Genomic DNA, 13,257 nt, shown 5'->3' with positions numbered 1-13,257 from the left:
TGTCAGTCCGTCTTTCGTAGAACGAGGAGTGACCGGGCGGCCACCTCGACCGGTGTACCCGCTTCTATGACATTTTCACTCACCCCGGTGAGGATTGCCGTGTTCAGTGCGACCGTCCACTCCTTGGCGTACTCGCCGTCGGGGGTCAGGAACTCGATGGTTTCGTGATGGGCGTTGAAGCACAACAGGAACGAGTCGTCGACGACGCGCTCGCCTCGCTGATTCGGCTCGGGAATGCCTTCGCCGTTCAGGAAGACGGTCAGGCTCTTGCCGAATCCGCTGTCCCAGTCCTCGGGTGTCATCTCCTCACCGGCCGGGGTCAACCAGGCGATGTCGCGGGCCTGCTCGCCGGTGCGAATCGGCCGGCCCTCGAAGAACCTGCGGCGACGGAACACCGGATGGTCGTTGCGCAGCGCGATCGCGTTCTTGGTGAACTCGATCAAGTCCGCGTTGGTCTCGGCGAGCGACCAATCCATCCATGCCAGTTCCGAATCCTGGCAGTAGACGTTGTTGTTTCCCTGCTGGGTTCGACCTAGTTCGTCACCGTGCGCGATCATCGGCGTGCCCTGACTCAGCAGCAGAGTCGCCATGATGTTGCGGATCTGACGGGCGCGCAGGTCGAGTATCTCGGGGTCGTCGGTCGGGCCTTCGACACCGCAGTTCCACGAACGATTGTGGCTTTCGCCGTCGTTGTTGTCCTCGCCGTTGGCGTCGTTGTGTTTCTCGTTGTAGGACACCAGGTCGTGCAACGTGAACCCGTCGTGCGCGATGACGAAGTTGATACTCGCACCGGGGCGACGACCGGTGGCCTCGTACAGGTCGGAGGATCCGGTGAGTCGTGATGCGAACTCGCCGAGTGTGGCGGGCTCGCCGCGCCAGTAGTCACGGACGGTGTCGCGGTACTTGCCGTTCCACTCCGTCCACAGACCGGGGAAGTTACCGACCTGGTAGCCGCCCTCGCCGACGTCCCACGGCTCGGCGATCAGCTTGACCTGGCTGACGACCGGATCCTGTTGGACCAGATCGAAGAAGGCGCTCAGCCGGTCCACGTCGTGCAGTTCACGAGCCAGCGTCGACGCCAGGTCGAAGCGGAAGCCGTCGACGTGCATCTCGGTGACCCAGTAGCGCAGCGAGTCCATGATGAGTTGCAACGTGTGCGGATGGCGGGCGTTGAGACTGTTACCCGTGCCGGTGTAGTCCATGTAGTGGGCCGAATCGCCGTCGACGAGGCGGTAGTACGCAGCGTTGTCGATTCCCCGGAAGCTGATGGTCGGGCCCATGTGATTGCCCTCGGCGGTGTGGTTGTAGACCACATCGAGAATCACTTCGATACCGGCCGCGTGGAACGCACGGACCATCGCCTTGAACTCGGTCACGGCCGCGCCCGCCGTCGGGTTCGACGAGTAGTCGGCATGGGGCGCGAGGAAGCCGAACGTGTTGTATCCCCAGTAGTTCCGCAGTCCCTTGTCCAGCAGTGTCTGATCCTGCATGAACTGGTGCACGGGCATCAGTTCGATCGCGGTGATGCCCAGATTCAGCAGGTGGTCGATGATCGCCGGGTGGGCGAGCCCTGCGTAGGTTCCGCGCAACGATTCCGGAACGTCGGGGTGCGTGATCGTCATGCCTTTGACGTGCGCCTCGTAGATCACCGTCTCGTGATACGGCCGACGCGGTGCGCGGTCGTTCTGCCAGTCGAAGAACGGATTGATGACCACCGTGGTCATCGTGTGGCCGAGGGAATCGTGCTGCGGAAAATCGTCGCGTGGTGCCTCGTCGTGCGCGATGGGATCCGGCTCGACGACCTCGAGGTCCGGATCCGCCAGATCCGCGTCGTCCTCGTACGGCTTCTCGTCCGGAGCCGCGGCCTCCTCGGGCTCGGGAACGTCGAGGCTGTAGGAGAACAGCGAACGGTCACCGTCGAAGTCACCCTCGAACGCTTTGCCGTACGGGTCCAGAAGCAGCTTGCTCGGATCACAACGATGACCCGACGCCGGATCCCACGGACCGTGTACTCGGTAACCGTACTTCTGGCCGGGGATCACCGACGGAAGGTACGCGTGCCAGACGTAGCCGTCCGACTCCTCGAAACGGATACGAGTCTCGGTGCCGTCGTCGGCGATGAGGCACAGATCCACGGCTTCGGCAACCTCGGAGAACAGCGCGAAATTGGTACCGACACCGTCGTAGGTGGCTCCCAGCGGATACGCGGACCCGGGCCAGACTTCGATCGCGGGTGATTCGTTGGGTGCTTCGACAGACATGAAGGAAACCCTACTGTGGCCGGATCGAACCGGCTCACCACCAACCCGTCGCCGACGCCATCTGCCGCCCCAACTCGCTGGTCAGAGTGCGTACGTAGGTAGCGGTGAGGTGATGTTCGTCGCGGTAGATGAGTACGTTGCCCTCGATGACACGGCAGACCGGACCGTCGCACAGAGCGTTCGAGAGATCCAGGGGGTACACCGTCGGAAGCCGGAAGGATGCCGCGAGAGCTGGGTTGATCGGCCCGAGTGCGTTGCCTCGCTCCATGCCACACGATGTCGCGTTGCCGCCGTCGGCCAGGCAATCGATGGCCCGGTACGCGATGCCGTCACGTTCGAGCCACGGATTGTCGCGGATACCGAGGACGGGGATGCCGTAGGCCGACAGCTCGTTCCATACCTGCACGTACCAGTCGGGGGTGACGTCGCCCGGGCCGTCGTCGCTCGGCCGCGTCGCGGTGGTGAACACGTAATCGGGTCGTATCTGCGCGAGATCGGACAGTACCGTCTCGGTCCAGTCCAGGCAGTCGGGGTATTCGCTGTCGCCGAGCATGGGCATCGTGCCGAGGGTGAGTGGGCAGCCCATCTTGAGATAGGTCACGACGCGGAACCCGTGTTCGCGGCCGAGTAGATCCAGTGCGGTGATCCAGTGCTCCGCGTGGGAGCTACCGGCAAGTGCGATGGTCCGGTTCGCGGTCGTGTCGCCGTACTCGCAGCTGATCGCATCACGCCTCTCGAAGTCCGCGATGCAGCCTTCGACGGTGGTGATCGGCAGATCTTCCGGTGCCGAGAACAGCGCGGGACTGACCGGTGCGTCCTCGGCGACGATGCCGTCGGTGAGTTCGAAAGCGCCCGGATGAGTGATCGGGTCGACGGTGTCGTTGGCCTGCAGGTTCGCGACCGATCTCTGGATGTAGTAGTTCCATCCGGCGGAACCGGCCACGAGTGCGAGGGCAAGGACCGCAGCGGTGCCCGTCACCGCGAGGCGTGGAATGGATCGGGCGGGCGCCTGCACCGGCTTCTCGACGAGGCGAACGGTCAGCATCGCCAGAAGCACGGACGCTCCGATGATGCACGCGCCGGTGAGCAGGTCCGCGGTCTGTTCGCCCGTGTACGCGAGGGTGAAGATCAGAATCGGCCAGTGCCAGAGATACAGAGGAAAGGCTATCGAGCCGAGCCACAGCCCGAATCGCGTGCTGAGCAGCGCTGCGACAGGTGTGTCGGGTCCCGCGAGCACCAACGCGAGTGTCGCGAGTACGGGAAACAGTGCCCAGGGGCCCGGGAACTCCTGCACACCGTCGAAGATGAATCCGCACGCGACGATCGCGGTCAACCCGGCCGCCGCCAGTGCCGTGCGGGCTGTCTTCGACGGCCACGATGCATCGGCCCCGTCGTGGACGGGTGGTTTCGCGGCGTACATCGCTGCGACGGCCGCCCCCAGCAGGATCTCCCACAGTCGAGCGCCGGTGTCGTAGTAATTCCAGGATTGGAGCCGCGACGTACCGTCTGCGGCGTAGACGAAGGACAGCAGTGCCGCGCCGACGAACAGCACCAGGTAGACACGAGGATCGGGGCTGGGTCGCGATGCTCCGCGTGACTTGCGAAGAATCCAGGAGAGCCCGAAGACGACGGCGATGGCGATCAGATAGAACTGGAATTGGACCGCAACGGACCACAGGTGTTGGACCGGGCTGACCGTCGGGTCCGCCGCCAAGTAGTCCTGTGAGGTCCACGCCAACTCCCAGTTGGCGAAGAAGAAGACGCCCGAGACCAGCTGATTTCCGATGTCGACCCATCGCGTGCGCGGGAGCAGAACGATCGTTGCGACGGCCACACCGGTCAGGACGAGCACGAGCGGGGGGCCGAGCCTGCGCAGGATGCGGGCGACTCGACGGAACGGATCGATCGATCCACCCGCGCGGGCGGTGCGAATCAGCGAGGCCGTGAAGAAGAAGCCCGTCAAGGTCAGGAAGACGTCGACACCGCCGGAGACGCGTCCCATCCAGATGTGGAAGACGACGACCAGAGCGATCGCGACGCCGCGTAGACCGTTGAGATCCTGCCGCACTGCCGGTCGTGCGTCGGCCGCCCGAACCGGGGGAGCAGCGGGCACGGAAGTGCCGGCAGGTTGGTACTGGGCGTGCATAAGAGGGTGAAAGCTCCGACGGTCGACGAATACGGGGACGCAGTGCAGTTCTCGAGGCAGACGATACTGTGCCTGAACCCCGGGTGAACAATCAGCCAGCGGCTGCGGGCAATCGGTGGATCGCGTCGACGAGTGGTGCCAACTCGGGAATCTGCTCGGCCGACGACAGTGAGCTTTCCAGAACCTCGTCGTGCGTGGGGCGTGCTCGTTCCAACAGCGCTCGGCCGTCGGTGGTCAGTTCCGTGTAGATGCCTCGACGGTCGTCCTTGCACAGCACTCGTGTGAGGATGCCTCGATCTTCGAGTCGATTGACCAATCGAGTGGTGGCGCTGCTGCTCAAAGCCGTTGCACGTGCCAGTTGCTGCATCCGCATATGCCACCCGTCTTGCCGACCGAGCGCGTCGAGGACTGCGTACTCGACCACCGAGAGTGTGTGCTCGGCCTGCAGTGCGCGTTCGAGTTCGGCCTCGATGTGCGCGTGGAGCGCTGCGAGTGTTCGCCATCCCTGGGCGCGGATGAGGGATGAATCGTCGGCGATTCCCACTGTGTCCTCCTCGAAGCCTGTCGAAAGTTCAGTCGGAGTTTAGCAGCTTGCGCAGTTATAAGGCGTGTGCAACTATTTATGACGCGTCTGCAACTAAGTGCACGCGCTAGCTATCGGCGAACGCATCGATCAAGGAGAAACTGCATGCCGCTCGGACTGCTCGCACTCGCCATCGGAGGGTTCGGTATCGGACTCACCGAGTTCGTGATCATGGGGCTACTGCCGGAAGTCGCCGCGGACTTCGGAGTCACCGAGGCCGTGGCGGGCTGGCTCATCACCGGCTACGCGCTCAGCGTCGTCGTGGGGGCCCTCGTGGTGACGGCACTCGTCACCCGGTTTCCGCGCAAGAACGTTCTGGTCGCATTGATGGGACTGTTCATCGCGGGCAACCTTCTGTCCGCGATCGCCGGATCGTACGAGGCCATGATGCTCGGCCGTGTCGTGGCAGCACTGTGTCACGGTGCATTCTTCGGAATCGGAGCCGTGGTCGCAGCAAGTCTCGTCGAGCCCGCGAAGAAGGCAGGCGCGATCGCGATGATGTTCGCCGGTCTGACCGCAGCCAACGTTCTGGGAGTACCGTTCGGAACCCTGCTGGGTCAGACCTACGGCTGGCGTTCGACATTCTGGGCCATCACCGTCATCGGGGTTGTGGCGTTGGTCGGCACCATCACTCTCGTCCCGGCGAAGACGGACTCCGAGACTCCAGGGCATCTGCGGTCCGAGCTGCGTGCGTTCGGACGCCTACAGGTGTGGCTCTCGATCGCGATCACGATCCTCGGTTACGGCGGTATGTTCGGGGCATTCACGTACATCGCCTTCACACTCACCGAGGTCAGCGGGTTCACCTCCGGCTCGGTGCCGTGGTTGCTGATTCTGTTCGGCGTCGGACTGTTCATCGGCAACTACCTCGGTGGCAGGGCCGCGGATCGTAACCTCACCGCGACGTTGCTGACGTTGCTCGCAGCGCTGACCGCTGTGCTGGTGTTCTTCGCGTTCTCCGCGGAAAGCCAGATCGCAACCGTGGTGTCCCTGTTCCTGATGGGCGTGTTCGGCTTCGCCACGGTCCCCGGCCTGCAGATGCGCGTGATGGCCTTCGCCGACGACGCACCGACCATGGCGTCGGGAGCCAACATCGCGGCCTTCAATCTCGGGAATGCTCTCGGTGCATGGATCGGCGGAGTGACGATCACTGCAGGGCTGGGATACACCTCGCCGATCTGGGCGGGCGCGGTCATCACCGTGGCCGCTGTGGTCGTGCTCGTGGTGGCCACCCGACTGCAGCATCAGCGCTCGATGGTTCGGATCTGATCCGACGCCCCACCCTGACGGCAATGGTCCCGAGCATAACGCTCGGGACCATTGCCGTTCAGGACCATTGCCGTTCAGGACCATTGCCGTTCAGGACCATTGCCGTTCAGGAACATTGCCGTTCAGGAACATTGCCGTTCAAGAACACTGCCGTTCGGGACCACGGTCAGTTCGTTCGGCCTTCGTTCAGCTGACGGCGTCCGCTCGATGCGGCAGTTTCCAGCCCGGGCGAACGAAGTGGCAGGTGTAGCCCGTCGGGTAGTTCTGCAGGTAGTCCTGGTGCTCGGGTTCTGCTTCCCAGAACGGGCCTGCCGGCTCGACCTCGGTGACGACCTTGCCCGGCCACAAGCCGGAAGCGTCGACGTCCGCAATGGTGTCCAACGCGACTCGCTTCTGCTCGTCGGACGTGTAGTAGATCGCCGAGCGGTAGCTCAGTCCGACGTCGTTGCCCTGGCGGTTCTTCGTCGACGGATCGTGTATCTGGAAGAAGAACTCCAGCAGGTCGCGGTACGAGATCAGACTCGGATCGAACACGATCTCGACGGCTTCGGCGTGCGTGCCGTGATTACGGTACGTCGCGTTGTCCACGTCGCCGCCGGAGTAACCGACCCGAGTCGACAGAACGCCCGGTCGGTGCCTGATAAGTTCCTGGGCTCCCCAGAAGCAGCCTCCGGCGAGAATGGCGGTCTCGGTGGTTGTACTCACTGCTGCGCTCCTTCGTCTGGCGTCGATACTGTGTCCGACTGTGCGTCGTCCGACTGTGTGTTGTCCGACTGTGTCGTCGTGTCGAACTGTGCGCGGTATTCACCGTAGCCCTCGGCTTCGAGGCGATCCACCGGCACGAACCGGAGGGCAGCGGAGTTCATGCAGTAGCGAAGGCCGCCCTGGTCCTTCGGGCCGTCCTTGAACAGGTGGCCAAGGTGCGAGTCGCCACCGGAGGAACGAACTTCCGTGCGGACCATCAGATGGCTGAAGTCGCGCTTCTGCACTACCGATGTCGCGTCGACGGGTTTGGTGAAACTCGGCCATCCCGAGTGGCTCTCGAACTTGTCGAGTGAGGAGAACAACGGTTGCCCGGTCACGACGTCGACGTAGAGGCCCGGCTCGTGGTTGTCCCAGTACTCGTTGTCGAAAGCTCGCTCGGTGCCTTCCTGCTGTGTCACTCGGTATTGCTCGGCCGTCAGATTCTTCAACTGCTCGGAATCCTTGGCGTAAGAACGTGTCATCGGTGTCCTTCCTGCTGTCACCGTCGGCCGTCACGGCCACACCATGAGTCAACAACGCTCACCTGTCGATATTCCGGTGCCCGATCCACGTCGGGTGTTCAGTAGGCTGGCCGCGGCAAGGGCTCACGCCCACCGGCATCCGGCAGTAGGGACGAAACGAAGATGGCATCGGGTACTGATCGGTTCTGGAAGGTTCTGGGGCGCTCCGCGCAGAAGGGCCAGGCCCGGTCACGGTCCATCGTCGACAACGCAGCCGGACACGCCGAGTGGGCGAAGGGCCTGTCGGACGAAGATCTGAAGGCCGCGGCTGCCGACGCAACTGTGTCGGACGCAGCCAAGCTCGACGTTCCGCGCTACCTCGCACTGGTCCGTGAGGCATCGTCGCGCGCGCTGGAGCTGCAACCGTTCGACGTTCAACTCCTGGCTGCGGTGCGCATGCTCGCAGGCGATGTGGTGGAGATGTCGACGGGCGAAGGCAAGACCTTGTCCGGGGCCCTCGCTGCGATCGGCTACGTGATGGCCGGGCGCCGCGTCCACGTCGTGACCATCAACGATTTTCTGGCTCGACGCGACGCCGAGTGGATGGGCCCGCTGTACGAATTACTGGGCTTCACCGTCGGTTGGATCTCCGAGGGCTCGTCCGCGGCCGAGCGACGAGCTGCATACGCGTGCGACGTCACGTACGCGTCGGTCAACGAGATCGGCTTCGACGTTCTTCGCGATCATCTCGTGGACGACGCCGCCGATCTGGTCACGCCCGCACCCGACGTCGCGCTGATCGACGAGGCGGATTCGGTGTTGGTCGACGAGGCGCTGGTTCCACTCGTGCTCGCCGGTTCGGTGAAGGGCGACGTTCCGTCGGATCGTGTTTTCGACGCCGTGAAGCTTCTGCAGAGTCGAACCGACTTCGACACCGATGCCGACGGTCGCAACGTCTTCCTCACCGATGCCGGTGCGGAGAAACTGGAGAAGGAACTCGGCGACATCGACCTGTACGCGGAGAACCACGTCGGATCCACCCTCGTCGCGGTCAACGTTGCTCTTCATGCCCAGGTTCTCGTCAAGCGCGACGTGCACTACATCGTGCGCGACGGACGGGTGCAGCTGATCAACGCATCTCGCGGACGTGTCGCGGAGTTGCAGCGGTGGCCCGACGGTCTGCAGGCAGCCGTGGAGATCAAGGAAGGCCTGACACCGACCGAGACCGGCGAGATTCTGGACACCATCACCGTCCAGGCCCTGATCGGTCGATACGCCACGGTGTGCGGAATGACCGGCACCGCGCTTGCTGCGGGCGAGCAGCTCAAGAAGTTCTATTCGCTCGGCGTGTCCGTCGTTCCGCCGAATGAACCCAACGTTCGTGTCGACGAAGCCGATCGTGTGTACGACACGTCCGAGAACCGCAATGCCGCCGTCGTCGCGTTCGTCGAACAAGCCCACGAGACAGGCCAACCGATTCTGATCGGTACGCACGACGTCGCCGAGTCCGAGGTCTTCTCCGATCTGCTGGACAGGGCGGGTGTACCCCACGTCGTGCTCAACGCCAAGAACGACGCCGAGGAGGCGGCCGTCGTCGCGCGGGCCGGTGAGCGGTCGGCAGTGACGGTGTCCACTCAGATCGCCGGGCGCGGAACCGATATCAAGCTCGGTGGTCCCTCCGGCGGGGGGAAGGAAAAGGACGAGGTCGCCGAACTCGGTGGTCTGCTGGTGGTCGGCACCGGCCGACACACGACCGAACGGCTCGACAACCAGTTGCGGGGCCGAGCCGGGCGGCAAGGCGATCCCGGCCGCTCGGTGTTCTTCTCCAGTTGGGAGGACGAGGTCGTGACGGCGAACCTCGGTCCGAAGGATCAGCCGAAGAAGACCGACGACACCGGACTCGTCACGGCGAACGGTGTGGCGGCGAAGATCGACCATGCGCAACGCATCGCCGAGGGGGCCATGCTCGAAGTGCACTCTCGGACATGGCGTTACAACCAGTTGACGGCGCAGCACCGCGACATTCTGGATCGTCGGCGAGCGTCGTTGCTGACCACCGGCGAGGCGCTCGAACTTCTCGAATCCGCAGCGCCGGATCGAGCGGCCGAACTACGCGAGACGGTGTCGGAGGACGTGTTGACGGTTACAGCACGCCGCATCGTGCTCTTCCATCTCGATCGGTCGTGGTCCGAGTACCTTGCTCATCTCGCCGACGTGCGCGAAAGTATCCATTTGCGCGCGCTCGGGCGCGAGAATCCGCTCGACGAGTATCACCGGATCGCAGTGGATGCGTTCAGGGAGGTGTCCGACAAGGCGATCGAGCATGCTCGTGCGACGTTCGAGTCGGCCGAGATCACCGAGAACGGCATCGATCTCGGCAAGAGTGGACTTGCCCGACCGTCCTCGACGTGGACCTACATGGTTCACGACAACCCGTTCGCCGGCAACACTGCGAACAGCGCGGGACTCGGCCCGATCTTCGGCGGTTAGGACAGTCGCGCTCGGTCTCCCAGGCGTGCTCGGACGCCGTCGACGAACAGGGTCAGTCCGAAATCGAAACGGCTTGTCGGGTCCGGGCTTTCGAACAAAGGCGATGCGGATTCGGTGAGCGCTCCGGCCGAGTCCATCTGCATGCGTGCCTGTTCGTCGACGGTCTGGCCGAGCACGTAGTAGAGCACTGTGTCCGCGGCCAGTTCGGATTCAGCCCGACGCAATCCGGCCCGTATGCACACCGCTGCAATACGTTCCCGGATGCGGTTGGTGACCAACCGTGACGCGTACGTCGCGGCGACCAACTCCGCACCGTCGCGGTGCGAGAGCAGCGCATTGCGTAGGCGATGGGCCAGTTCTCGGAGTTGGTCGTCCCAGTCGCCGGCGTCCGTCGCGGCGTCGACGTCGGCGAGCAGGGTGTCGGCGATGGCGCCGAGCAGAGTCTGCTTGTCCTTGAAGTGCCAGTACAGCGCGCCCGGCTGCACGTGAAGTGATGTCGCGAGGCGGCGCATCGTGAGATCGCCCAGGCCGTATTCGTCGAGGATCGCAATGGCACCGTCGAGGACGTCGGCTCTGCGCAGTTGCACTCTTCACTCCTTGTCGGTCCGCTCGACTTTGACAGTAATCGACGCCGAGTATAGCTTGAACGCCGTTCAACTTGAACAGTGTTCAAGGCTAAATTCGAGCCGCAGTCGGCGAACCTCAGGAGTTGCTCATGACGCACGGATCGGTAGGCACGGGGTCGAGCCTGCAGGAGCCGTCCGGTAGGACGGACGTTCTGGAGACCGCACGGGTGCAGGTGCTGGCGGACGGTATCGGGTTGGGGCAAGCTCAGGTGCTCGAGGTCCTGCGGCTGCCGGAATCGCGGTTGGAGGACCTTCTCGCTCTTGCGCACGACGTCCGCATGAAGTGGTGCGGGCCGGAGGTCGAGGTCGAGGGGATCATCAGCCTGAAGACGGGTGGTTGCCCCGAGGACTGTCACTTCTGTTCGCAGAGCGGGTTGTTCGAGTCTCCGGTTCGCGCGGCACGGCTGGACATCCCGAGCCTGGTCGAGGCGGCGAAGCAGACCGCGAAGACGGGCGCGACCGAGTTCTGCATCGTCGCAGCGGTCCGCGGGCCGGACGACAGGCTGCTTGCCCAGGTTGCCGCGGGGATCGAGGCCATCAGGAACGAGGTCGACATCGACATCGCGTGTTCGCTCGGCATGCTCACTCAGGAGCAGGTCGATCGATTGGCAGGCATGGGTGTTCACCGCTACAACCACAATCTCGAGACGTCGCGGTCGTATTTCCCCAACGTGGTGACGACGCACACGTGGGAGGAGCGCTGGGAGACACTGCGAATGGTGCGCGACGCGGGGATGGAGGTCTGCTGCGGCGGGATTCTCGGGATGGGGGAGTCGCTGGAACAGCGGGCGGAGTTCACTGCGGATCTCGCGGCGTTGGAGCCCGACGAGGTGCCGTTGAATTTCCTCAATCCGCGTCCGGGCACCCCGTTCGGGCATCTCGATGTGCTTCCTGCGTCCGAGGCGCTGCGTGCCGTTGCCGCGTTCCGTCTGGCGCTGCCGAGGACGATTCTGCGGTTCGCCGGCGGTCGCGAGATCACTCTGGGCGACCTGGGGGCACAGCAGGGAATTCTCGGCGGTATCAATGCGGTCATCGTGGGCAATTACCTGACCACTCTCGGTCGACCGGCCGAACAGGACCTCGACCTGCTCGGTTCGCTGCAGATGCCGATCAAGGCACTGAACTCGACCATCTAAGGTGGACGGGGTGATCAGTGCCGCGCTATTCGACGCTTACACCGGTCGGCCTGTGGTGCCAGGTGTCGCACCGGTGCTCTCGCCTGCGGTTGCCCTGGGCCTCGAGCCTCCTCGATTCTGTGTGGAGTGCGGCCGCCGAATGGTGGTCCAGGTGGTGCCCGACGGATGGACCGCGGAATGCTCCCGGCATGGAGTCACCGATTCGACGTTGCTGGGCAGGCGTTGATCGTGACGGGGCAGTTCGACGTGCCGACGACCGCGAGGTGGCGGGTGCTCGGTGTTCCGATCGCGGTGTCGGTCCTCGTCGGTGTTCTCGCCGGGATCGTCTGGGCGTTGCTCGCTCCGGCCGAGAGGTTCGTCGTGGTTGCCCCCGGGCGTGGAGCCGCTCTGACCGGTGAGAGCCTGCATCGATTCGATGCGCTGGCGATGGCGGCCTGTGCGGCGATTGTTGCGGGAATTGTTCTGCCCGTTGCGGTCTGGGCGTGGACGGCAGTTCGGGGTCCGCTGCAATTCGCGGGTATCCTCATCGGTTCGATACTCGGATCCGGGGCGATGCTCGGCGTCGGTATCGCTGCCGCACGGTGGGTTCATCCCAGGCCCGACGATCCGGCGACGGGCTCCGTCGTTGCAGTCGCACCGGGATTCGAATCGCCGTTGCTGCTGGTGGTGCAGCCCCTCGTGGCGTCGCTGGTGGTGCTCCTGTTGGTTGCGATGAACCCGCACGACAATCTGCGGTTCACTCCGCTGGATCACGACGGCGACCCCGCCGGCGCGCCGGAGGGCGAGTTCTTTCTCGAGCGCGACCGAGCCTGAGGTCAGGTCGGAGGCCGCAGGGCCGCGAATTCGTCCGTGACTCTGATCGACGATTCCGCAAAGCGGAAGAGTGCGGGAGGTCGACCTCCGGTCCGGCCCGACGGCGAGGTTCGACCGGTCGGTTCGATCACTTTGCGCCGGCCGAGCACGCGTTGGAGGTTGGTCGCGTCCACGCTGTATCCGAGTGCTGCGGTGTAGATTTCCCGCAGCGTGGACATCGCGAATTCGACGGGTGCCAGCGCGAAGCCGATGTTCGTGTAGGACAACTTGGCGACAAGACGGTTGCGCGCGTGTCGCACTACGGTTCCGTGGTCGAACGACGTCTCCGGTAGGCGGGCCACGGGGTGCCACGCTGTGTCGGGTGGCAGTCGGGGGTCGGACACTATCGGGACAAGTCCGAGGAAGTTGGATGCGATTCGTCTGTCGCCCGGTACACGCTCGGGGTCGCTGAACACCGACAACTGTTCGAGGTGCGCCACCGTGCGCACGTCGACCTTCTCGGCGAGTTGTCGCCGCGCCGAGGTGGGGAGGTCTTCGTCGTCGCTCAGTACACCGCCTGGAAGCGACCACGAACCCTTCTGGGGATCGAGCGCACGTTGCCACAGCAGCACGGCCAGTTCCGGCGCCTGGCCTGCGGCGAAGCTGCGAACCTGGAATACCGCGATGAGAACTTCGTGGACGGTGCTACGATGTTGCATGTTTTCGATTGTAAGTCGAAAACCTGAAGG

Annotated in this window: 12 protein-coding genes; 5 read left to right on the top strand and 7 right to left on the bottom strand. The window is 64.1% G+C overall.

The features are described 5' to 3' along the window. Nucleotides 1-2: 2 nt before the first annotated feature. From glgX to BH95_RS01505, 3 genes are all read right to left on the bottom strand, one after another. Nucleotides 3-2,261 carry a glycogen debranching protein GlgX gene (glgX, locus tag BH95_RS01515; protein WP_019665892.1) on the bottom strand — a complete coding sequence of 753 codons (2,259 nt, stop codon included), beginning with the start codon at nt 2,259-2,261 and terminating at the stop codon, nt 3-5. Between the two features lie 34 nt (nt 2,262-2,295). After that, nucleotides 2,296-4,407: an acyltransferase family protein gene (locus tag BH95_RS01510; protein ID WP_037180731.1), complete on the bottom strand. Its 2,112-nt coding sequence runs from the start codon at nt 4,405-4,407 to the stop codon at nt 2,296-2,298. A gap of 91 nt (nt 4,408-4,498) precedes the next feature. Further along, nucleotides 4,499-4,951, bottom strand: coding sequence for a MarR family winged helix-turn-helix transcriptional regulator (locus BH95_RS01505; protein WP_019665890.1), 453 nt, complete (start codon nt 4,949-4,951; stop codon nt 4,499-4,501). A 144-nt stretch (nt 4,952-5,095) separates the two neighbouring features. Between BH95_RS01505 and BH95_RS01500 the strand changes: the two genes are divergently transcribed. Continuing rightward, nucleotides 5,096-6,259, top strand: a complete 1,164-nt coding sequence (locus BH95_RS01500) for an MFS transporter (protein WP_037160334.1) — start codon at nt 5,096-5,098, stop codon at nt 6,257-6,259. 186 nt (nt 6,260-6,445) lie between these two features. Here the strand turns inward: BH95_RS01500 and msrA are convergent, their stop codons facing one another. Both msrA and msrB read right to left on the bottom strand, forming a co-directional pair. Then, nucleotides 6,446-6,964: a peptide-methionine (S)-S-oxide reductase MsrA gene (msrA, locus tag BH95_RS01495; protein ID WP_037141930.1), complete on the bottom strand. Its 519-nt coding sequence runs from the start codon at nt 6,962-6,964 to the stop codon at nt 6,446-6,448. Then, a complete protein-coding gene (gene msrB / locus BH95_RS01490; RefSeq protein ID WP_033188578.1) occupies nt 6,961-7,485 on the bottom strand; it encodes a peptide-methionine (R)-S-oxide reductase MsrB in 525 nt (174 codons plus the stop codon). Before msrB ends, msrA begins: the two co-directional genes overlap by 4 nt. Nucleotides 7,486-7,647: 162 nt before the next feature. On the opposite strand from msrB, the gene secA2 reads away from it, so the two are divergent. Further along, nucleotides 7,648-9,954 (top strand): accessory Sec system translocase SecA2, encoded by a 2,307-nt coding sequence (gene secA2, locus BH95_RS01485; protein ID WP_037180727.1) that lies wholly within the window; start codon nt 7,648-7,650, stop codon nt 9,952-9,954. On the opposite strand, the gene BH95_RS01480 is transcribed toward secA2, so the two are convergent. Next, complete coding sequence (locus BH95_RS01480; RefSeq protein WP_019665885.1) at nt 9,951-10,541, bottom strand: TetR/AcrR family transcriptional regulator C-terminal domain-containing protein; 591 nt, start codon at nt 10,539-10,541, stop codon at nt 9,951-9,953. The genes secA2 and BH95_RS01480 overlap by 4 nt on opposite strands. Nucleotides 10,542-10,669: 128 nt before the next feature. Between BH95_RS01480 and bioB the strand changes: the two genes are divergently transcribed. Genes bioB through BH95_RS01470 form a run of 3 tightly spaced genes read left to right on the top strand, consistent with a single transcriptional unit; the run spans nt 10,670 to nt 12,529 of the window. After that, complete coding sequence (bioB, locus tag BH95_RS01475; protein ID WP_020111997.1) at nt 10,670-11,716, top strand: biotin synthase BioB; 1,047 nt, start codon at nt 10,670-10,672, stop codon at nt 11,714-11,716. Nucleotide 11,717: 1 nt separating this feature from the next. Then, nucleotides 11,718-11,942, top strand: a complete 225-nt coding sequence (gene bsaP, locus BH95_RS30055; RefSeq protein ID WP_442981363.1) for a biotin synthase auxiliary protein BsaP — start codon at nt 11,718-11,720, stop codon at nt 11,940-11,942. Continuing rightward, nucleotides 11,882-12,529 carry a DUF2567 domain-containing protein gene (locus tag BH95_RS01470; protein WP_037180723.1) on the top strand — a complete coding sequence of 216 codons (648 nt, stop codon included), beginning with the start codon at nt 11,882-11,884 and terminating at the stop codon, nt 12,527-12,529. The genes bsaP and BH95_RS01470 overlap by 61 nt, the downstream gene beginning before the upstream one ends. Before the next feature lie 2 nt (nt 12,530-12,531). On the opposite strand, the gene BH95_RS01465 is transcribed toward BH95_RS01470, so the two are convergent. After that, nucleotides 12,532-13,227, bottom strand: coding sequence for an NUDIX hydrolase (locus BH95_RS01465; protein ID WP_020111999.1), 696 nt, complete (start codon nt 13,225-13,227; stop codon nt 12,532-12,534). Between the last annotated feature and the right edge of the window lie 30 nt (nt 13,228-13,257).

Source organism: Rhodococcoides fascians A44A, assembly GCF_000760735.1.
In the GTDB taxonomy this organism is placed as follows: Bacteria; Actinomycetota; Actinomycetes; order Mycobacteriales; family Mycobacteriaceae; genus Rhodococcoides; species Rhodococcoides fascians_E.
This window is presented reverse-complemented; position numbering and strand designations above follow the sequence as displayed.